This is a genomic window from Formicincola oecophyllae (genome assembly GCF_006542395.2).
GTDB classification, from domain to species: Bacteria; Pseudomonadota; Alphaproteobacteria; order Acetobacterales; family Acetobacteraceae; genus Formicincola; species Formicincola oecophyllae.
This window is the reverse complement of sequence record NZ_CP038231.1, coordinates 1,389,881-1,411,288: the sequence shown is the minus strand read 5'-3', so window position 1 is coordinate 1,411,288 and position 21,408 is coordinate 1,389,881. Positions and strand designations below refer to the sequence as shown.

Sequence of the window (21,408 nt, the reverse complement as noted above, 5' to 3'; positions counted from 1 at the left end):
AAATGAGACGTGAAAAGGAAAAAGCCAGGGAAACGCAAGTGCCCTGGCCGCAGGGTGGCTCAGTCGTGCCAAAGGTTAAACCTTGGCCCTAGTGGGCGTGAACGCCATGGGGCGCAGGAAGCCTGCAGGGGGTGCAGCTGTCAAGGTGCCAGCCATACCACCATACCGCAACAGCCCTGGGATGGGCCCTAGTGGAGCCCTGGGCGCTTTATTCCCCCCCCACCGCCCCTGGGTTGGGCAGAAGCGTGGGGGGAGAGGGTGGCGCGCCATCACCGTGCCTTTGGCCAGCCGTGGCGCTCTGGCCACCTTCTGCTTGCGCGTCAGTGATTACAGGGTTTGCGGGGCGCAAATGGGGTGGCTGGGGGGCTTCGTCACGCACAAAGCGGTCAAAATCCACCACCGCTTGGCACATGGCGCGCGTGTGACCGCACGCCACCAGGCCCACAACACGGCTGCCCTGCCAGCAGAAGGCCATGAAATCGAAGCTTTCCAAGCTTCCCCTGACCTCCACCGCATCAAAAGGTTCCCCCCAACCGCAATATTCAACGCGCCTGCCATATTGTTGTGTCCAGAACCAGGGCACTGGCAAATCACGCACAGGGCTACCCATGATAGAAAGCGCTGCCACGCGGCCGCCAATTTCAGCTGGTCGCCAATGGCCTGGGCTGAAAAGCCCTCCTTCACTGCCCCTTCGAATGCTCGCCATATCGCCAACAGCGTAGACATGGCTGGCGGCCTTCATGGATTCGTCAACTACAACGGCGCCCTCTGGGGACTTCTCTACCCCTGCCACGGCCTCTGCCTGAGGCAGTTCGCCAGCCCCCACCAAAACATGGGTGCAGGGAATGCGCATACCATCGCTCAACTCAACGCCAAAAACGGAGCCAGCGCCGTAAATGGCTTTCAAGTCAGCGTCAAACACAAAAGCAACGCCGTTCTCCTCATGCAGGCGCACCAGGCGATTGGCCACCGCTATGGTGAAGGTGGCCGCCACCGGCAGGGGATGGGGGGCCACAACCGTCACGCCAACGCCTTTCTGGCGCAGTGTAGCGGCCACCTCCAGGCACACCAGGTCGCCGCCAACCAGCACAACGGCCTGGTCGGGCGTCACTGTGGCGGCGATGCGCCTGGCCTGGGCCTGGTTGTGCAGAACATAGACACCTTCCAGGGTGCAGCCTGGCACAGGCACCATGCGTGCCTGCCCCCCCATGGCCAGGATGACGTGGCTGGCCGTCAGCTGCAGGCCGTCATCCAGGCTGGCCCTACGCGTTTGCGCGTCAAAACGGGTGACATGGCCATGGACGCACCGCACGCCATGGGCAGCGTACCAGTCCTTGTCCAGCAGCAAAGGCGCCTTGATGCGCTTAGGGTCAGCCAAAAGCAGCGACTTGCACAGGACGGTGCGGTCGTAAGGCAGTTCCGGCTCATCATGGACCAGCGTCACTGTGCCAGCGAAACCCAGCTCCCGCAGGGTGTAGAGCGCACTAGCAGCCGCAGCACCACCCCCCAACACCAGAACGGACTGCCCCCCCCCCGTTGGCGGGGCCTCAGGCACGGGCAGGGGCACAGGCCGCACCTGAACACGCCCCACCTGAACGCGCACTGGGTAGCGTGGCAGGGGGGCGAAGGCCGGTGGCTGCTCCAGGGCGCCTGTGGCGGCGCTGAACACGGCTTTGTGCCAAGGGCACACCACCACAGGGCCATGGTCCAGGCTGTGGCAGGCTGCGCCCTGGGCCATGGGGGCGCCCCTGTGGGGGCATTTGCCGCCAAGGGCGTGCACCTCCCCCCCCAGCAGCACCAGCACCATGGACACGCCATCAACAGTGAAGGGGGCCATTTCACCCTCCTTCAAATCCCCCAGGGCCACCACATCCTTGAAGCCTGGCTCCTCAAGGGGGCCTGCCCCCGCGGCGGGCGGGCTTTCATGGGGCCCCTCGAAAGTCAGCAGGGCAGGGGCCGCCTCCTCCCCAGGTTTTTTATTTGGGGCGGTGCTGGCTGAAGGGGTGCTTTGGGGTTGTTCTGGGGTGCTCAAAACACGTCGTCAGCGCTGCTGCCGCCATCATCACCGCCCCAGCCACCATCAGAGCTGGCGTCAGAACCACCATCGCTGCCCCATGAGCCCCAGGAGGAATCACCACCACTGGCGCTTTCATCAGGTGCTGGGGCGCTTTGGTCAGGGACGCTTTGATCGGAGAAATCCTGATTGGAAAAACCCTGGTCAGACGTGGTGGAAGGCTCGCCCCAACCTGTGGCGGCTGCAGGGTCGGGGGCAGCGCCACTGTCCTGGGGTTGAGCGTCCTGGGGCTGGGCAAAATCGCTGCCACTGAAACCAGAGGCCGCAGCACCTTCACCGCTAAAGGGGTCACTGCCATCCACAGCATTGGAGGAGGCGTCACTGTTGGCGCCCGCCATGGCACCACCAGCAGCCCCTGCAGCGCCAGGCACGCCCTGGCTTGCGCCTGAACCAATGCCCCCGGACCCGATGCCCCCCTCAGTAGCGCCGCTGTGGTGGAACAGGCCGCTCAACGCGTTGGCCGCCATCATACCACCAGCCACGCCGGCAGCTGTGGACAGGGCAGACCCCAGGAAGCCACTGCCCCCACCACCCATGGCGGGTGCACCATAAGCCATGGCTGGCCCTGATGGCGCGGCATAGGTGGGGGTGGGGCCGCCCATGGGTTGCTGGGGCTGAGGGGCTTGGCGCGCCGGCCCCCAGCCTGGCGGCATGGCGCTTGGCTGGGCACGCCCCGGCTGGGGGGCTTGGCTGTGGCCACCAAACAACCCTGAAAGGAAGCCGCCCTTGGCTGCGGGCGCGCTGGCAGCCTGGTTTTGGTTTTGCTGCAGTTGCTGGACTGCTTGGTTCAAGCGCGTGTTCTCCTGCTGGAGTTGACGGACGGCCTGCTCCAGCTGGTTGATGCGGGCCTGGGCACGGTTGAGGGCCATTTCCTCCACAATTGCCATTTGCGTGATGCGGTAAGCGGCCGTGGGGTCAGCCTTGAGGTTTTTTTCAATCAAGGCGTTGGCGTCTGGATCAACGGGCGCCAAAGCGTGCCCTTTGGAGCCAGCGTCACTCACACGGGTGAAAAACTGGTTGATGACGTCGCGGTCTTCATTGTTCATGAGAAGCCTCCCTCAAATGGCCGAACTGGCCCGTGCGCTGCACCTTGCCCAGGCAAGGCGCCCGGCCAGGCGGTTTGGGCCACCAGGCCTGCGCCCATCCTGCCATGGGAAAGGCCGCTGCACCATCCAGCTTTGGCAGGGCACCCCTTGGCAATCAATCCGCAGGCACGTGAGGTGGGCGGTCTTTGGTGCTTTGCCCTGCGTCAAGCTTGGCCCTGCGTCAAGTCAGCCATCCACCCTAGCAACCGCCTGTGCTGGCAGCGCACAGGGCAAGGGCGGCGTTCAACCCCCCACCCTAAACCCGGCCACAGCGCCTCCTTGAACCCTGACCACCAGGATTGGCCCTGCACAGCAAGGCGTTAATGGTTTATGGAAGGGCGGCCTGGCACAGTTCCATGCCCTGTACTGGCTTCCTCTTCCTTGCCGGCCAGGCCAGGTGCCAGCCACGCCACCGTTCCACCCTTGCTGGAGTGCCCCCCTTGTCTGCCACGCGCCCACCGTCCTTTCAGGAACTCATTCTGCGGCTCAACCACTTCTGGAGTGACCAAGGCTGCGCGCTGTTGCAAGGTTATGATAGCGAGGTGGGGGCAGGCACCCTCTCCCCCTTCACAGCGCTGCGCGCGCTGGGGCCAACGCCCTGGAAAGTAGCCTACGTCCAGCCCTGCCGCCGCCCTTCAGATGGGCGCTACGGGGAAAACCCCAACAGGCTGCAGCATTACTACCAGTACCAAGTGTTGCTGAAACCCACCCCTGAAGACAGCCAGAAGCTGCTTTTGGACAGTTACCGCGCCATTGGCATCGACCCAGATAAGCATGACATCCGCTTTGTGGAGGACGACTGGGAAAACCCCACCATCGGCGCCTGGGGGCTTGGCTGGGAGGTTTGGTGTGACGGCATGGAGGTAACGCAGTTCACCTATTTCCAGCAGGTTGGCGGCATACCCACCGTTGTCCCCTCCGTGGAGCTGACCTACGGTCTGGAGCGCTTGGCGATGTACGTCCAAGGGGTGGAGAACGTCTACGACCTTGACTACAACGGGCGCGGCCTCAAATACGGCGATGTTTTCCTGCGTGCTGAGCGCGACTACTCCCGGCACAATTTCGAACTTGCCGACACGGCCATGCTGCTGCGCAACTTCAACGCAGCCGAAGCTGAAAGCCAGCGCCTGGCTGCGGCAGGGGTGGCCCAGCCAGCCTATGACCAGTGCCTGAAGGCCTCCCACCTGTTTAACCTGCTTGACGCGCGCGGGGTGATTTCCGTTGCTGAGCGCGCCTCCTATATTGGGCGCGTGCGCAACCTCGCGCGTGCCTCCAGCGAGGCCTGGCTGGCTGGCGACAGCGCCCCAAGCACCGCTTCACCCAACACCCAGCCCCCAACCAGCGCCGGAGCCTGAACCGTGGCAGAACTCCTTCTTGACCTTTTCAGCGAGGAAATCCCAGCCTACCTCCAGGAAAGCGCCGCCGCAGACTTGCTGAAGCTGCTGCAAGCGGCCCTGGCCCCCCTTAACCCGCGCCAAGGGCAGGCCTTCTCCACGCCGCGCCATGTGGCTGCCGTGCTGGAAGTGGACGAAGGCGTGCCAGAGCGGCTGGAGGAGCAGCGCGGCCCCCGCCTGTCCGCCCCGCCCAAGGCCTTGGCCGGATTCCTGCGTAAGCATGGCGTTGCTGAAGCCACCCTCCCCCCAGCGGCGGAAGTGGCTGCCCAAGGCGCCGCTGGCTACGATCTGGGCCGGGGCCTAACGCTGCGGGTGGAAAATGATTACTGGGTGCTTGCCAAGCGCCTGCCCGCTGTGAATGCAGCGGCGTTAGTAGCTGAGCACGTGCCTGAAATCCTCTGGAACTTCCCCTGGCCCAAAACCATGCGCTGGGGCCAGGGGACGGCCTTTACCTGGATTAGGCCATTGCGGCGCATTGCCTGCCTGCTTGATGGGCAGACCGTACCTTTCAGCTTGGAGCGCGCAGGGGACAAGGCCCACGGCCTTGCCGCCTCCAACCAGACGGAAGGGCACCGCTTCATGGCGCCAGGCCCCTTCACAATCAGCAGTGCAGAGCAATGGCGCACTGAGCTGGCCAAGCGCTTTGTGCTGGTGGACCCGCAAGAGCGCCAGCGCCTTGTGCGTGAGGGCGCCCAGAAGCAGGCCAGCGCCAAGGGGGCCGAACTTGTGCCTGATGAAGGGCTGGTGCGGGAAGTGGCTGGCCTGACGGAATGGCCCGTTCCCCTGGCTGGCGCTATTGAAGCGCAGTTCATGGATTTGCCGCCAGAGGTCATGCAGGTCTCCATGCGCGTCAACCAGCGCTATTTCGCCACCCGCCAGCCTGGGCAGGACCAGCAGGCCGCGCCCTGGTTTGTGGTCATCGCCAACAAGGCCTTTGATGATGGCGGGGCGCTGTGCATTGCTGGCAATGAGCGTGTGCTGCGCGCCCGCTTTGCTGACGCGCGTCATTTCTGGAACTTGGACCGCAAGCGCACCCTGGCCAGCCGCGTGGATGACCTGGGCGCGGTCACCTTCCATGCCAAGCTGGGAACGCAGAAAGCCCGCGCTGAGCGCATCAGCCGCCTTGCTGGTGCTGTGGCCGCGGCCATGGGCCTGCCCCCCCAGCAGCAGGCCCAGGCTGAACGAGCAGGGCTGCTGGCCAAAGCCGACCTCACCACGGGCATGGTGGGGGAATTCCCTGAAGTGCAGGGCGTCATGGGAGGGCACTATGCCCGCCATGATGGTGAGGGCGAAGCCATCGCAGACGCTGTGGGCGAGCACTACATGCCCCGCGGCGCCCAGGACAACGTGCCTTCTAAGCCGGTTTCCGTGGCGGTGGCCTTGGCGGACAGGCTGGACATGCTGGCTGGGTTCTTCGCCATGGGCGAAACCCCCACAGGTTCTGGCGACCCTTACGGCCTGCGCCGCGCTGCCATCGCCGTCATCCGCCTGGTGCGTGACAATGGCCTCCACATTAACCTTGATGACCTCCTGACCAAGGCTGCCGCTCCTTACGCAGCCATTGCCAAGGCGGCGGGGGACAAAAGCGCCCTCCAGGCCTTGGAAGGCTTCCTGGCTGAGCGGTTGAAAGTCCAGCTGCGCAGCGAGGGCCAGCGCCATGACGTCCTGGACGCCACGCTGGCCAGCAGCCAGCCACGCCCAGGCGCGCTGTTCAGCCAAGGGCTTGATGGTGACCTCACGCGCCTGCTTGCGCGTGTGGCAGCCCTGGCCGCCATGCTGGAAACTCCAGCTGGCGCGCAGCTACTGCAAGCTTACAAGCGCGCTGGCAACATCTTGCGCATTGAGAACAAAAAGGACGGCCCCCACAAAGGCGCTGTGAATGAGGGGCTTTTCCAGCAGGGGGAAGAGCGCAGGCTTGCCCAGGAACTGGCCCAGGCCAGCCAGGCAGCCGAAGGGGCCTTGGGGCAGGGGGACTTCCAGGGCGCCATGAAGGCCCTTGCCCCCCTCCAGGGCGTTATGGAGGACTTCTTTGGCGCTGTTACCGTCAATGCTGACGACCCAGCCTTGCGCCGCAACCGCCTGCGCCTGCTGCAAGGCTTCGTCAGCAATGTGGACAGGGTGGCTGACTTCTCAAAACTCACAGGCTGAGGGGCGCCCTGGCACCCTTGCAAGGGTGGCGCCACCAAGTGCCACCTGGTTGGGGCTTCAACTTTTTATCAATGCCTCACCCCTCCAGCTTTTCAGCGGGGCGGCCGCCCAGATGTCCTCAGTGGTAATCGAGCTTGTGCTCGATTTTGTCAGTTTGGTTGCGGTGCACCCAGGAGGACATCAGCAACCCAAAGCCAAACATCATAGTCAGCATGGCAGACCCACCATAGGATATCAGCGGCAGCGGCACGCCGCCCACCGGAATGGCCCCCATAACCATAGACAAATTGACAGCGCAGTAGAGGAAGAAATCCATGGAAATGCCAAGCGCCAGCAACCGGCCAAAACGGTTGCGGCAGCGCACGGCCATGACCATGCCACTTAACGTGACCAGCCCCAGAAGCAGAATAACAATCAAGGCACCGCTGAACCCCCATTCCTCCCCAATGGTGGTGAAGATGAAGTCCGTCTGCTTTTCAGGCAGAAAGTTGAGCTGCCCCTGGCTGCCGTGAAGGTAGCCATTGCCCCACATGCCACCAGAACCCAGCGCGATGCGTGACTGAAGGATGTTGTAGCCAGCGCCCAGCGGGTCATGCTCAGGGTGGAGGAACGTGTCGATGCGCGCTTTTTGGTAATCGTGCAGATGGTCGTAAATGAAATTGCCCAGGAACGGCACAGGTGCCACCAGCAGGATGATCTGCCACCAGCGCATGCCTGCCCCAAAGAACATCACCGCGCCGAGGACGGCCACGATGGTGCCAGTGCCCAGGTTTGGCTCCTTCAAAATCAGGACGACAGGCACCAAGGTCAACACAGCAGGGATGATAAGGTTAAGCGGATTGCCAACGCGCTTCCAGTTCACCCTGCTGAACCATGTTGCCAGTACCAGGACGAGGGCGATTTTGGCGAATTCTGAAGGCTGGAACTGGAACCCACCCAGGTTAATCCAGCGTTCAGCCCCTTTGCCCACATGGCCCATGCGCAGCACAAGGGCCAAAAGAGTGATGGAGGCAGCGTAAATCGGCCAGGACAGCACCTTGAGCACGCGTGGGCTGAGCAAAGCCGTGCCCAGCATCAGCACCACTCCCCCCATGAATCGGAGAAGCTGCGGCCCTGCGAAAGGCTTTGCCGACCCACCCCCAGCTGAATAGAGCGCAATGTAGCCAACGCCAGCTAAGGCGCAGACCAACAGCACGAAAAACCAGTTGATCTGCCTGAGGTAGGAAAACAGGTGAAAAGACGGTTCACGGCGGCGCAGGCGCCTCATGGCGGAAGGTCTCATCAGCGTCCTCTCATCAGGGTGGCAGCAGGTCGCCGCCAAGGCTGCGTTGGGGCACGCCCTGCTTCAAACCATAGAGGCGCTGCGCATGACGCTGCGCCCCTCACCAAGGCTTGGCATGTTTTAGCCTTCAGCCATTGACAGGGCCAGCCTGCGCCACGAAGCCTTCTGTTTTCTGGCCACGGCGCGCAGGGTCGCGCCGCAGGGTGTCTGCCATGATATCACGCGCAAGGGGTGCTGCCTCCTTGCCGCCAGCATTGCCGTGCTCAACAATCACGGCCACGGCATAGCGCGGGTTTTTATAAGGCGCATAGCAGATGAATAGCGCGTGGGGCCTGTATTCCCAAGGCAGCTTCATGGAATTGAAGTGCCCGCTTTCACGCAGCGCGCGGGAGACGTGGCGCACCTGGGCGGAGCCCGTTTTGCCAGCCAACTGAATGCCTGGCATGTCCAGCCGCGCACGCGAGCCAGACCCATAGGGCTCATTCACCACCGCGTACATGCCGCCCCGCACCACAGAGAGCTGCTCCTCGGTGAAGGGCAGCTTTTTGGGCTGGGCTGGGGGCACCAAGCGCCCTTCAATGGAGCGCACAAGATGGGGCTGCACCAAATTGCCGCTGGCCAGGGCGGCTGTGTAAGTGGCAAGCCCCAACGGGGAAACCTGCACATAACCCTGGCCAATGCCCGCATTGACGGTGTCGCCCGTGTTCCAGTGGCCACCGTGGCGCTTGCGCCATGCAGGGGTCGGGATGACGCCAGCATGAACGTGGGGCAGTTCAATTGGCAGCTTCACCCCCATGCCCATGGCGTTAGAGGCCTGCTCGATGGCATCCATGCCGCAACGCCTGGCCACTTGGTAAAAATAGCAGTCACAGGAAAACTTCAGCCCAGCGCGCATGTTGACCATGCCATGGCCATGGCGGTTCCAGCAGTGGAAACGCACACCGCCAACATCATAATAGCCAGGACAATGGAAGCGGTCCTTGGGGCTGACCTTACCTGTGGAGAGCGCCGCCAGCGCCACAGCAGGCTTGAAGGTGGAACCCGGGGGGTAAAGGCCACTCACCACCTTATCGGTCAAGGGGGCGCGCGGGTCGCTCATCCAGGCTTGCCACTGCGCATGGCTGACGCCTGAATCAAACAGCCCCGGCTGGAATGAAGGCGTGCTGACCATCGCCATGATCTCGCCATTGCGGCAATCCATCACGACAGCGCTGGCCACGCGGCCGCCGATACGGTCGCGCACCTGCTTTTGCAAAACGCTATCGAGCGTGAGGCCAAGCGTGCTGCCCGCCACGCCATCCACCCGCTCCAACTCACTGATGACGCGCCCAACGGCGTTCACCTCTGAGGAGACATAGCCAGGCTTGCCGTGCAGGACCACTTCCTGGGTCTGCTCAATGCCAGCGCGCCCCACCCTCATGCCAGGCAGGGCCAGCATGGGCTCCTTCTGGACGTCTTTCTCATTAGGGGGTGCCACATAGCCCACGATGTGCGCCATCAACTCATCAAAGGGGTATTCGCGCGTTGTCCCCACATCCACCAATACCCCTGGCAAGGAAGGCGCATTGAGGCTGATGGCCGCCATGTCGTCCCAAGTTAGGAACTCCTTCAGGACCAGGGGGACGAAGCGGCGCATACGCTTGCGGTCACGCGCAATACGGGCGCGGTCGTGGTCATCCAGCGGCACAATGGCCGAAAGCTTCGCCAGCGCCGCATCAAGGCTGCCCAGATCCTCAATGGTGATGACAGCCCGCCAATTAACGCGGTTGCCCGCCACCGTGACCCCGGCCCTGTCCACAATCAGCCCGCGCGGCGGGGCCAGGTAGCGCTTGCTTGTGCGGTTGCGGCGCGCCTTCTCTTTAAGGGCGTCCCCCTCCAGCAGCTGCAAGTTGTAGAGGCGATTGCCCAACAAACCCAGAATGCTGCCCTGCGCCGCCATGACCAAAAGGGCGCGGCGGGTGAATACATTGTGCCCGTGGCCCTGGCCCTCCAGAAGTTCGGTCTGGTGGGTCGTGCCGCTGGCATCGAAGGAAGGGCGGGAGCTACCCCAGCGGGGCAGGAGTGCGAAAAGGCGTTTAAACATCATAGCAGGCCGTCACGGACAGGCCGGAAGACACCGGCAGGATAACACAGGGCAGCTGGCAACCAAGCAGGCAGGGGATTGGTTGGCCAGTGGCCGGTTTGGCATGCAGGGCTGGTTTTTCAGGAACGCATCCTTTGAGAGGGCCGGCGCTGCTCCCACATGAAAAAAGCATAAAGCAGGGGGTAGATGCCCGCCCCCAGCGCAAATTGGAACATAACCGGCAGGAATGAAAAAATCGTTAGGGCATGAAGCGAGGCCAAGCACCATTCCGTCACGGCCCCACCCGCCACCAGCAGCATGAAGGTAACCCAACTGGCCAAGAATCCAGCCTGGGGCTGCCCAACATGTGTGCTGCCTATAGCATATGTGACCAACATCCAGAAAAACAAGACGCCTGGCGGTCCACCCAGCAGCAGTTCAGCTGCCAACCCACCCAGCACGACAGACCAAAGCGCCATAGCATCTGGCCGGTAAAGCGCCCACAACCAAACCGTACCCAAAATAAGCACATGGGCCAAACTGTCCTGGCCAGGCAGCCCAAAAGGCGCTGACAGCACCAGGGCGAACAGAACAACCAGGCACAAAGGCCCCAAGCACATCAAGAAACGTCTCAAAATGATCCTTCCCCTGTCAGGGGCTGACTATGGGCCCCCTTGCCGCACACCAGCAACCCACCCTGGAAGTCAACCAGCGCCATGTGTCCATAGAGGGGGCGCCCCCTGCACATCAAGCTTGGCCCTACCATAGTAGCACAGCCTCAGCCCATCATGTCCCCATACCCAGGTGCTTCAGGGGCTAGGGGGAGCAGGCTTGGCCAAGGCCGAGAACGGCCAGACATTCTGCAAGTTTTTCAACACATTGTCCCCAGCAGGGCGTTTGTAGGCCAGGGGGACCACATCCCTGCGGCTGTGGGTGCGCCCATCAGGGCTGGCCAGAGGGGCCAAGGCCGGGCCAGCGTAAAGCACCACATCGTTAAGATGGCTGAGGTCAGCATCCAGCACCACTTGGGGGTGACCTGGGGCAGCGTAATGCACATGCCCCACGGGAACGCCCCCCGTCAGCCCCACTTGATGGCGGGTTACCACCTGCTCGCCTTCGCGCGGCAGTCGCGTCTGCGAATAAAACTGCAGGCGCGGCGCCGCTGTGCCGTCCCCCCCCATAATTGCCTGGCCACCGCTTTCCATCAGCGTCACGGGAATGTGGCTGGCTGGGTCCGTCACCAGGATGACCTGGCCCAAGGGGCCTTGCACAGCACTGACGCGGCCTGCCAGACCCATGCCATCCACCATGATGCTGCCCACCTGCCATGGTGCCTGGCCTGGATCGGCCTCCACTATAACAGCATGCTGGTAAGTGCCGCCTTCCTCCCGCACCACTTGCGCCGTTGACCAGGAAGAGGGGGCGACCAGGTCATCAGCGCCTTGGCCACGCCAATGCAACAAGCTTTTAAGGCGCGCATTCTCCGCTGCCATGGCCGCGTTGAAGCGGTTCTCCCGCTGCAGCGCCATGTTCGCCAACCGCAACTGGCGGTTTTGTTGCTCCAACTGGGTGAAGTCAGAGAACGTTTCAGCCCAGTGCCGCACAGCATGAACCGGCCACACAATCATCCTCTGCACAGGCGCTGTGCGTGACGCCACGGCTATGCGCAATTGGTTGATGGGGGCTGGCACCATCTGCCCTGCCGCCATGAGCGCCACTGCCCCCAGCAGGCAAAGGGGAAGCAGGATTCCCTGCACGACATGCCGGCCCTGAATGATTGACATTACACCTCCCGCTTGCCCTGCCAAGCAGGGCGCGCCTTCCTTGCCACAGGGCACGCACGCAAGCGCGAGCCCACCCCCACTCAATACATGGTGCTCAGAACGCTTTTGAGGGTGTTGATTTCCTCAAGGGCGCGCCCTGTGCCCAACGCCACACAGGAAAGCGGATTCTCAGCCACAATCACAGGCAGGCCTGTAGCTTCGCGCAGCACTTCATCCAAGCGCGCCAGGAGGGCCCCGCCGCCAGAAAGGACAATGCCCTTCTCAACAATGTCAGCAGCCAGCTCTGGTGGCGTGTTCTCCAAAACCCCTTGAACAGCCTCGATGATCTCATGAACGGGCATTTCCAGGGCCTCAGCCACCTGGGCTTGGCTGATGGTGATTTCACGCGGCACACCCGTGATGACATCGCGCCCTTTGACTGAACGCAGCGGGCCGTCACCGCCATCAGGCGGCATGGAGGCCGCGCCAAGCTCTATCTTGATGCGCTCTGCTGAACTTTCGCCAATCATCAGGCTATAATGGCGTTTGACATAGGCCATGATGGCTTCATCCATCTGGTCGCCGCCCATGCGCACAGAACGCGCGTTGACCAAACCACCCAGCGAAACAACCGCCACTTCTGTTGTGCCGCCGCCGATATCCACAATCATGCTGCCCGAAGGCTCCGTCACAGCAAGCCCCGCCCCGATGGCCGCTGCCATAGGTTCCTCAATCAAGTAGACCTTGCGCGCGCCGGCGCTTTCAGCGCTTTCCTGGATGGCGCGCCGCTCCACCGCAGTGGAGCCAGACGGCACGCAGATGACGATCTGGGGGCTGAACCAGGAACCACGGTTGTGAACCTTGCGGATGAAATGCTTGATCATTTCCTCCGCGCTTTCAAAGTCAGCGATGACGCCATCACGCAAGGGGCGTATGGCAGTGATGCTGCCTGGTGTCCGCCCCACCATGCGCTTGGCTTCATGGCCTACTGCCAAGGTCTGCTTGCCACGGCCGCGCGCTTCCGTCATGGCGACAACGGAAGGCTCATCCAGCACGATGCCACGCCCTTTCACATAGACAAGGGTGTTTGCGGTGCCCAAATCAATCGCTATGTCAGACGACATGAGCCCCAGCAGACGTGAAAACATTCGGCGCTCCTGCATGGTGGCCTTTTGGCAGCTGCCTCAGTAGGCAGGGCGAGGCCAGCAGATGAAACAGTGACGGGACAGTGCGCGTAGGCGCTGTTCCAGTCCTACAGGATGAAAGCGCTGTCCAGCAAGCATGGCAGGGCCATGCTGTTGCAGAGGCGCACCTTAGCGTCCTTTCTTGAAAACTTGCTTAACGCGCTGCCAACACCGCCTCAGGCCAGCCCTTTGCTAGCGCTGTACTGCTCAAGCGCTTGGGCGAGGGCTGCTGCGACCTGGCGGCGGAAAAGCGGTTTGAGCAGCAGCGCCTCATCGTGGATATTGGAGAGGAACCCCATCTCCACCAAGGCTGAGGGTACCATGCCAGAACGCAGGACGGCAAAGCCAGCTTGGCGCGCAGGGTGGTGCAGAAGCTGCATTTTCTGCCCCAGCCCCCCCACAAGGCTTTCCTGCAGTTGGCGCGAAAGCCTACGCGTGCCATCGCGTTCAAGGCTGGAGAGGATGTGCCGCAGCACCAAAGGCACAGAACGCGCACTGAAAGAGGCCAGGCCGCCATCAACAGCGTTCTGGCTGGTGGCGAGCCACGCTGACTGCGGGTCTGACGCACGCCCTGAAAGCGTGTAGACGCTCGCCCCCCGCACAGACTGCGCCGCTGCCTCAGGCGGGAGGGCGTCAGCATGGAGGGAAAGGAAGATATTGGCGTGGTGCGCCTGGGCGAAGGCCACGCGCCCTTCCAGGGAAACATAGCGATCGGTGGTGCGCGTCATCATCACCCTGAAGCGCTTGCCAGCTTCCAAGCGCCGCCTGAGCTCATGGGCCACAATGAGGGTAATGGCCTTCTCATGGATGCCTGTGCGGCCAGTGGCGCCTGGGTCGTGGCCGCCATGGCCTGGATCCAGCACAATCAAGGGCAGGTGAGGGGTGGGTTGGTGCCGCCCATGGACTGCGACTACTTTCCCATGGCCAGCCTTCAAGGCCACCACCTGGGGCTTACCATGTTGAATGTGGCCCTGTTGGCCAGGGTGGGCCAGGGCCAGATGCTTGCCCCGCCCAGCCATGGTGGTTGGGTTTTTATAGGCCAGAACTGGGGCGCGTTGGGGGTGGATGGCTGGTGCGTGATGAGCGTGGTTGGCAGGGTGATTGCTGGCCAGGCGCGCCCCGCGCCCTGGGTGCGCTGGCGCTCCGCGCAGTTCCTGCAAAGCGCTCTCCAGCGTGGCGCTTTGATGGCGCGCAGCCTTGGGGGCGCCAGAATGGTTAAAGCTGGCTGAAGAATTGGCGCGCGTGGTTCTGCCCAGCCTGGCAGGCAACTTCAGAACGCCTGCAGGATGGGCCGCCCCTTTGTGCACAGCCCCCTTGTGCACAGGCGCAGCCACAGCACCCCCCAAAAGGCCCCGCCCCGCCAGCGCAGCCCCCAACAGGCGTGCGCCCCACAGCCCCGTGCTGGCCATGAAGGCCCTGCGCCCATGGCGTGGTCCCCCACCAGGGGTTGAGCCTTTCAGAATGGGGGGAGGGGGGGACATGCTTACCAAAACTCCCTTATGCCGCAGTCTTCACCTTTGCCATATGCCAGGGGGCACCCACGGTGCTGGGCAGGCACACTGTGCCAGGACCATAGAATTCAAGACCACAGAATAGCGCATGAAACGAACACTTGCACGGGGAAAGGGTTTAAGTCATTCTTCCCAGCGCAAGCTTCCATGTCCCTGTGCCCTTTCAACATCAGGTGCGGGGAAACACCCAGCCGGGCTCCAGGCCAGCACAGCCACCCCACCGCACGCGCAAGGGGCAGGCTTCTGGCGCTGGGCAGCGGACTGCCGGCAGGAAGCGACCGTTTTCATCTCCGGCTGCTTCCGGACGACGATATTTCAGGGAACCCGATGCAACCCAGCATGGCTATGACGAGATGACGCAGGCACGGGGCCTTCTCTCGCCACACCAGCTGCGTGGGTATGCTGCCCAGTCCATGCGCGCACTGCCCAAGGCGCAGTGGCGCAGAGCGCAGCGGCAGCCGGGTTCAGTTCCGCACGATAACCGGCACACCGGCAAGGCCTGGGGCCACGCCCCGGCGCGGTGCGCCCCGGAGTCCACCCTTTCATGACAAAACATATGCTCATCGATGCCACCCACGCCGAGGAAACGCGCGTGGTGGTGATGGACGGCAAACGCATTGAGGAATACGACGTTGAGACGGCCTCGCGCCGCCAGCTTAAAGGTAACATCTACCTGGGGCGTGTCATCCGCATTGAGCCAAGCCTGCAGGCGGCCTTTGTGGATTACGGCGGCAACCGCCACGGCTTCCTGCCTTTCAGCGAGATCCACCCCGATTATTTCCAGATGCCCGATGCTGACCGTGCCATGCTGGCTGCCCTCCAGGCGGAGGACCGGCGTGAGGCTGAAGACCAAGGCAATGCTAGCGACAATGACGAAGGGCCAAGCCGGGCTGCGCGTTTCCTGCGCAACTACAAAATCCAGGAAGTCATCAGGCGCCGTCAGCCCATGCTTGTGCAAATCGTCAAGGACGAGCGCGGCAACAAGGGCGCCTCGCTGACCACATGCTTGTCGCTGGCGGGGCGTTACTGCGTATTCATGCCCAATGCTCTCAAGCCTGGCGGGGTGTCGCGCAAGATCTCTTCTGAAAGCGACCGCCGCCGCCTGCGTGATGCCATCAGCAGCCTGGAACTGCCCGACAGCATGGCCATGATCGTGCGCACCGCTGGCGCAGGCCAGCCTAGCCCAGAGATCGTGCGTGACTGCGACGTCCTCCTGCAGCTGTGGGAGGACATCCGCCAGCGCGCCTTGGAGGAAACAGCCCCTGCGCTGATCTATGAGGAGGCCAGCCTGGTCAAGCGCGCCGTGCGCGACATGTTCACCCCAGATGTGGCGGATGTAACGGTAGATGGCGAAGAAGCCTGGAATCAGTGCCGCGCCTTCGCCCAGGTTCTGATGCCCAACCAGGCAGCCCAGGTGAAGCTGTGGCCACAGGAAGGCAACCAGCCCCTGTTCGCCCACCACAATGTGGAAAGCCGGCTGGACGCCATGTTCTCCCCCACTGTGCAGCTGGAGTCTGGTGGCTACATCGTCATTAACCAGACAGAGGCGCTGGTAGCGATTGACGTCAACTCAGGCAAGTCCACCTCGCAGCGCAATGTGGAGGACACGGCCATTTCCACCAACCTGGAAGCCGCTGACGAAATCGCCCGCCAGCTGCGCCTGCGCGATTTGGCTGGCCTTGTGGTGATTGACTTCATCGACATGGAGAGTAGCCGTCACCGCACCCAGGTGGAAAAGCGCCTTAAAGATGCGTTGCGCAACGACAAGGCGCGCTTGCAGGTGGGCAAGATCTCCAGCTTTGGCCTGCTTGAAATGTCGCGCCAACGTTTGCGGCCTTCCTTGGCGGAGAACGTCTTCTCCACCTGCCCGCGCTGCAGTGGGACCGGGCGGGTCCGTTCCGTTGAAAGCGCAGCGCTTCATGTGCTGCGTGCGTTGGACAAGGATGGCGCAGCCAACCAGGGGGGCACAGTCACGGTCTCCATCGCTCCAGATGTGGCCCTTTACCTGCTGAACGCCAAGCGCGACCACCTTGACGAGATTGAGCAGCGCCATGGCCTCCATGTGATTTTCGCCGCTGATAGCGGGCGCTTTGGGGAGAGCATCCAGATAGAGCGCGGCGAGGATGAAATCGTCGTCCAGCTTGACGGCACCAGTGCCGCTGCCAGCCCGCGCGCTGAAAGCGCTGGCACGCCGCAGGAAGGGCGTAGCAGTAGCCACCGCACCGCGCCTGCAGCCCATGAGCGCATCATTGACGTTGAAAACACCTTCAATGATGCACCCCCCAAACCGTCCCCAGCGCCTGAGCCAACACGTGGGAAAACGTCTGAAGCCCCCTCCCCTGCTCAGGCAGAGGGAGCAGATGCTGAGCCCCCCCGCCAGCGTGAGCGTGGTGGCAGGCGCCGCAGGTCAGAACGCCAGGAACGCCCCCAGGAACGTTCTGAACAACAGCCTGCTGAGCAGCGCCCTAACCGCCTGCAGGAGCGCCCTGAGGGCCGTGGTAGAACCGCCCCCACACCAAGCGCTGACAATGGCTACCTGATGCCAGGCATGAAGCGCACACGCACGCGACGCCTCAATGATGCGCCACCTGCTGAAGAGGTTGCCAGCAAAGCCCCTGCAGCTGAAGCAACCAACCCAGCAGCCCAGCAACCGGCGCCGCAACCGCAAAGGGCGCCAGCTGCCCCTGTGAACACAGCAGCGCCCAAGCCCCAGAAAGAGGAGAAAGCAGCAGCACCAGTCACGCCTGAAAACCTGGCTGCGCCCAAGCCACTGGATGTTGATGACGTTCAGCCAGCCCAACGCCGTAAAGGCTGGTGGTCACGCTAAGGGCCCATCCAATGCCTGCTTGAGGGCTGACGCCCCAAGGGGCAGCGGCACAACTGTGAAACGCCCCAACTGGCCAGACCGGTTGGGGCGTTTTGGGTTGCAGGCTGCTTTGGTCTCAAAAACCCATGTGAACCCTGCTGCCCCAATCCCGCCCTGGAAGGGCAGAGGGGCCCCACTTCAAGTGACTTTGCTGTGCTGGCGCTGTTTCAGTGTAGGGGAACAGGGAAACTGATACCGGGGAGTTAAACGGGATTAAACGGGATCAAGCGGGACGTGGTGGGATGAAAGCGGCTGAAGACGGCCGCTTTTTTGATGCGCACTTCCTGCCTGGGTCTGAACGGCTGGTTCACGGAAAGTGAACCCATAAAGCCTTAATGCGGGGTGTTGGGACAGTGAAAGTGAACCCACCCTAGAATAGTTCAAAACGCGTTCGAAAGACGTTCGAACGTTTAGACCTTATGGCACGCAGTTAAGGGGTTACCAGGGTTTCTAAAAGTTCGAACGTTCGTTGAACGGGGGTTGAATGAAACGGCTGAGAGGGCATCAAGGGTAATAGTTCAGGCGCCAAACTATTACCCTGAGCAGTTTTAAAGGGTTTTTGAACCTATCCTTAGTTAACAGCCATTTTTTAAGAAAATCCCTCTGCCGGCTAGGCACTGGAACTTTTACCCATTGAACCTGTCTGACCGGCCGTTCATGGGTTGGATGAGATGTGCGACTTCACCAAGAATGCCGACTTCATCACTCTCCCTTGGAGCACCCCAGACCAGTTTAGCGTCCGGGACTTCAACCGTCCCGTAAAGTGGGTTGTCTGATGTGATGAGAACTTTGCCAGGCGCACGGACAAGGCGCTTGACGTACAGATCACCATCATAAGTTAGGGCAAAGATGCCTTCCAGGCGGCTGCGTGGACGGGTGTCTAGGATAAGGCGAGCGCCCGATTTGATGGTTGGTTCCATTGAATCACCCCGCACACTGATGATGAGTGAGTTTTGCTCCCCTAGGCCTAGCACAGTGTTCAGAAAATGCTGGCTCATCAACATGGGCGTGCAGTTAACGCGCTCATGCGGTGTGAGGCCGTGGCCCATTGAGGCTTCAACATCAAAATAAGGGACCGTCACCATACGTTCATGGCCGGATGACAACGGCTGTGTAGGAAGAAGTTCAGTGTGCCTGGTGCCTAGTTCAAAAGCCTGATTATCAGCCGTCCCTTGTGAAGGCCGCCTGGCCTGATGGGCGTTGGAGCTTTTGTCCTCTGGTACTGGTCCTTGACCGACACCAAAAAGCAACCAGCTGGGATGCACCCCACAAGCTTCAGCCACGGCTAAAACGGCTTCAATCTTTGGGATATGTCCATCCAAACATTTGGCCACCCATACATCCGACTTACCAACTTTTTGCGCAAACTGTCGGTTATTGTCATTTCCAACCAATTGTTTGAACCGCTCTCGAAAACCATTCAAACCGGCTTTAGATGCTAGGTTATCTTGTGCTGTTGTCATCATGACCTCGTAGAATGTGAACGTTTGTTCCAAACTTTTGCTTGATAATTTCCAAACATTAGTTCATCTAAGAGAAAGAGCGCGGCGCGCTTTCGCGTCTGGCGATGCCAGAAAAAACCCGGCGCCAACCGGGTCCACGAAAATGCACAGCGCTCTAGGACAACAACGGAGGCTATATGAACCCCGAAGACGTAAGGGCAGAAGTCCGCAAACGTTTTGGCAGTATGTCAGAGCTTTCACGGCAGCACAATCTGAACCCCAAGGCTGTCAGCAGTGCCATCAGCCGCGCAGGCTATTCACGCCGCGTTGAAAAGATCATAGCGCGTGCAATCAATAAGCGCCCGCAGACCATCTGGCCTGCCCGCTATGACCCCAGAACCGGCCAGCCACTGTCCTTCCAAGCGCGTGTGCAGATGAAGCGCAGCCGGGCCGGTGTGTGATGGGCAGGCAGGAACTGGCCCTGGCCTGGGCCGGGACTGTGCAGTGCCAGCGTGAAGCGCGGCATGTCAGTCTTGAAATGTTTGCTGTGCACACATGTTTGAGCGTTGAAACGCTGCGCGCCATCGAAAACGGCACCAAAGTGCCATCTTGGCTGGAAATAGGCGTTATCAAGTCAGCGCTAAGGCGGCTGTCATGAACAGACAATTCTATGGCCTGCAAGAATTGGCCGACTTAGCATTGCCTGGACTTGCCAGCGCTAAAAAGAATGTGTGGAAAAAGGCACAGCGGCAAGGGTGGCTTTCCCCCAACCAGAAGGGAATCACGTGGCGTGAACGCCAGGGACGTGGTGGTGGCATTGAACTTGCAGTGAGCTGCCTGCCACGCCCTGCCCAGCTTGCCCTGGCCATGCGTGAAGCGCGTGCAGCCACCAAGGACAACACGCCTGGTAAAACAGAGGACTTTGGAGAGTTATGGCAGGCTTACAGCCAGGCCAGCGCAGCCAACAAAGAGCGTGCGCAGATGAAGCTGCAAGCGGTGACAGCCATTGCCTTGTTGCGTGAAGGCGGCACGCCTGTGCGCCAATCACTGGAGATGATCGCGCAGGAAACTGGTAGGTCCGTTGCCACCTTAAAGCGCTGGCGACAGCAGGTGCACAATGTGCCACGCCCGCACTGGCTGCCGTGCCTGCTGCGCGTTGCCGGCAGCGGCGGGGTGGAAGCCGTGTGTGACGCTGACGCGTTCGCTTTTTATGTTGCAGACTACCTGCGCCCAGAGAAACCAGACCATGCGGCCTGTTACCGGCGCCTGAAAGCGGTGGCAGCAGTTAAGGGGTGGGTCATACCAACGGCAATCACCCTGCGCCGCCGCCTGCAGCGCGAGGTGCCGCGTGAAGTGGTGCTGTTGAGGCGCGAGGGCCTGGACGCCGCCAAACGTGTTGTGCCCGTGCAAGAGCGTGACCGTGCCGTGTTCCATGCCCTAGAAGCAGTGAACGCAGATGGCCACCGCTGGGACGTTATGGTGCGCTGGCCAGATGGCACCACAAGCCGCCCCTTGATGGTGGCATGGCAAGACCTCTATTCAGGCATGATCCTTGGCTGGGCTGTGGACAAAACAGAGACCACAGACGTTATTCAGCTGAGTTACGGTCGCATGGTTGAGCGTTATGGCATTCCCGCCCACGCTTACCTTGACAACGGGCGAGCGTTCGCAAGCAAGCGCATGACTGGCGGCGCCAAGACAAGGTTCCGCTTTAAGCACAAAGTGGGTGACCCGGTGGGCGTGATGGGCCTGCTTGGCACAGAAGTGCATTTTGTGCAGCCATACAGTGGCCAGTCAAAACCGATTGAACGCGCCTGGCGGGATTTTGCGCGGGACACAGCAAAGCACCCAGCCTTTGCGGGTGCCTACACAGGCAACACTACAGCCACCAAACCCAGCAACTACGGTGAAGCCGCTGTGCCACTTTCTACATTCATCGAGGTAGTGGGGCAGGCGATTGACGAGCACAACGCACGGGAGGGGCGCCGCTCCACCGTGTGCGGCGGTGTTAAGAGCTTCAGGCAAGTGTTTGAAGAGAGCTGCGCCGTTTCCCCCATCACCAAACCCACCCATGCGCAACGGCATTTGTGGCTGTTGGCTGCCGAAAATGTGGCTGTCAACCAACGTGAAGGCAGCTTCCGCCTATTTGGGGCGCGCTACGCTGCAGCGTTCTTGAGCCAGCATCTTGGAAGCAAGGTTGTGGTGCGGTTTGACCCAGACAACCTTGCCCAGGCTGTGCACGTTTATGATCTGCAAGGGCACCACCTTGGTGATGCTGGTCTTGTGAGCCAGATTGCATTCAACAGCACGACAGAAGCACGCGCCCATGCCCGCCGACAAAAAGCGCACTTGAAGCTGGTGAAAAGCCGGGCGCGTGACTTCGTTGAGCACACGCCGGCTGAAATCGCAGCCATGCTGCCAAGTGCCCCTCAGCAGCCCCACCCGGAAAGCACAGTGGTGCGCCCGCTGCGGCCCAGGGCACTGACGGTTCAGAAGCAAAACCCAACCCCCTTCATGGAAGATGAAGAGGCCGACACGCGCCGTGACGCGCGTATTTTCCACTTATTGCGCGCGGCGCAGGGTTGAGGAGACGACAT

The 21,408-nt window shown here is 61.6% G+C and carries 14 protein-coding genes; 5 read left to right on the top strand and 9 right to left on the bottom strand.

Annotation, left to right across the window (positions count from 1 at the left end):
* Positions 1 to 208 precede the first annotated feature (208 nt).
* Both E3E12_RS06300 and E3E12_RS06295 read right to left on the bottom strand, forming a co-directional pair.
* Positions 209 to 2,032, bottom strand: a complete 1,824-nt coding sequence (locus E3E12_RS06300) for an FAD-dependent oxidoreductase (protein ID WP_141443553.1) — start codon at positions 2,030 to 2,032, stop codon at positions 209 to 211.
* Entirely contained in the window at positions 2,029 to 3,120 is a 1,092-nt protein-coding gene (locus tag E3E12_RS06295; protein WP_141443552.1) for a DUF2076 domain-containing protein, read from the bottom strand. Before E3E12_RS06295 ends, E3E12_RS06300 begins: the two co-directional genes overlap by 4 nt.
* Before the next feature lie 479 nt (positions 3,121 to 3,599).
* Between E3E12_RS06295 and E3E12_RS06290 the strand changes: the two genes are divergently transcribed.
* Complete coding sequence (locus tag E3E12_RS06290; protein ID WP_240810456.1) at positions 3,600 to 4,514, top strand: glycine--tRNA ligase subunit alpha; 915 nt, start codon at positions 3,600 to 3,602, stop codon at positions 4,512 to 4,514.
* 3 nt (positions 4,515 to 4,517) lie between these two features.
* A complete protein-coding gene (gene glyS / locus E3E12_RS06285; RefSeq protein WP_141443550.1) occupies positions 4,518 to 6,701 on the top strand; it encodes a glycine--tRNA ligase subunit beta in 2,184 nt (727 codons plus the stop codon).
* Between the two features lie 118 nt (positions 6,702 to 6,819).
* On the opposite strand, the gene rodA is transcribed toward glyS, so the two are convergent.
* The 6 genes from rodA to E3E12_RS06255 all read right to left on the bottom strand — a co-directional run bounded on the left by rodA (position 6,820) and on the right by E3E12_RS06255 (position 14,473).
* Positions 6,820 to 7,983, bottom strand: coding sequence for a rod shape-determining protein RodA (rodA, locus tag E3E12_RS06280; protein WP_141443549.1), 1,164 nt, complete (start codon positions 7,981 to 7,983; stop codon positions 6,820 to 6,822).
* A 127-nt stretch (positions 7,984 to 8,110) separates the two neighbouring features.
* Complete coding sequence (gene mrdA, locus E3E12_RS06275) at positions 8,111 to 10,069, bottom strand: penicillin-binding protein 2 (protein ID WP_286206885.1); 1,959 nt, start codon at positions 10,067 to 10,069, stop codon at positions 8,111 to 8,113.
* A gap of 116 nt (positions 10,070 to 10,185) precedes the next feature.
* Positions 10,186 to 10,680, bottom strand: a complete 495-nt coding sequence (locus E3E12_RS06270) for a hypothetical protein (protein WP_141443548.1) — start codon at positions 10,678 to 10,680, stop codon at positions 10,186 to 10,188.
* Between the two features lie 174 nt (positions 10,681 to 10,854).
* Positions 10,855 to 11,829, bottom strand: coding sequence for a rod shape-determining protein MreC (gene mreC, locus E3E12_RS06265; RefSeq protein WP_141443547.1), 975 nt, complete (start codon positions 11,827 to 11,829; stop codon positions 10,855 to 10,857).
* Between the two features lie 80 nt (positions 11,830 to 11,909).
* A complete protein-coding gene (locus E3E12_RS06260) occupies positions 11,910 to 12,956 on the bottom strand; it encodes a rod shape-determining protein (RefSeq protein ID WP_141443546.1) in 1,047 nt (348 codons plus the stop codon).
* A gap of 212 nt (positions 12,957 to 13,168) precedes the next feature.
* Positions 13,169 to 14,473: an N-acetylmuramoyl-L-alanine amidase family protein gene (locus tag E3E12_RS06255; protein WP_141443545.1), complete on the bottom strand. Its 1,305-nt coding sequence runs from the start codon at positions 14,471 to 14,473 to the stop codon at positions 13,169 to 13,171.
* A 574-nt stretch (positions 14,474 to 15,047) separates the two neighbouring features.
* Between E3E12_RS06255 and E3E12_RS06250 the strand changes: the two genes are divergently transcribed.
* Positions 15,048 to 17,330, top strand: a complete 2,283-nt coding sequence (locus E3E12_RS06250) for an Rne/Rng family ribonuclease (protein WP_141443544.1) — start codon at positions 15,048 to 15,050, stop codon at positions 17,328 to 17,330.
* Between the two features lie 665 nt (positions 17,331 to 17,995).
* Here E3E12_RS06250 and E3E12_RS06245 read toward each other — a convergent pair.
* Complete coding sequence (locus E3E12_RS06245; RefSeq protein WP_149498270.1) at positions 17,996 to 18,865, bottom strand: S24 family peptidase; 870 nt, start codon at positions 18,863 to 18,865, stop codon at positions 17,996 to 17,998.
* A 143-nt stretch (positions 18,866 to 19,008) separates the two neighbouring features.
* On the opposite strand from E3E12_RS06245, the gene E3E12_RS06240 reads away from it, so the two are divergent.
* Together E3E12_RS06240 and E3E12_RS06235 are read left to right on the top strand one after the other, a co-directional pair.
* Positions 19,009 to 19,272, top strand: coding sequence for a helix-turn-helix domain-containing protein (locus E3E12_RS06240; protein ID WP_141443542.1), 264 nt, complete (start codon positions 19,009 to 19,011; stop codon positions 19,270 to 19,272).
* 193 nt (positions 19,273 to 19,465) lie between these two features.
* Positions 19,466 to 21,397, top strand: coding sequence for a transposase domain-containing protein (locus E3E12_RS06235; protein WP_141443541.1), 1,932 nt, complete (start codon positions 19,466 to 19,468; stop codon positions 21,395 to 21,397).
* The last annotated feature ends 11 nt before the right edge of the window (positions 21,398 to 21,408 follow it).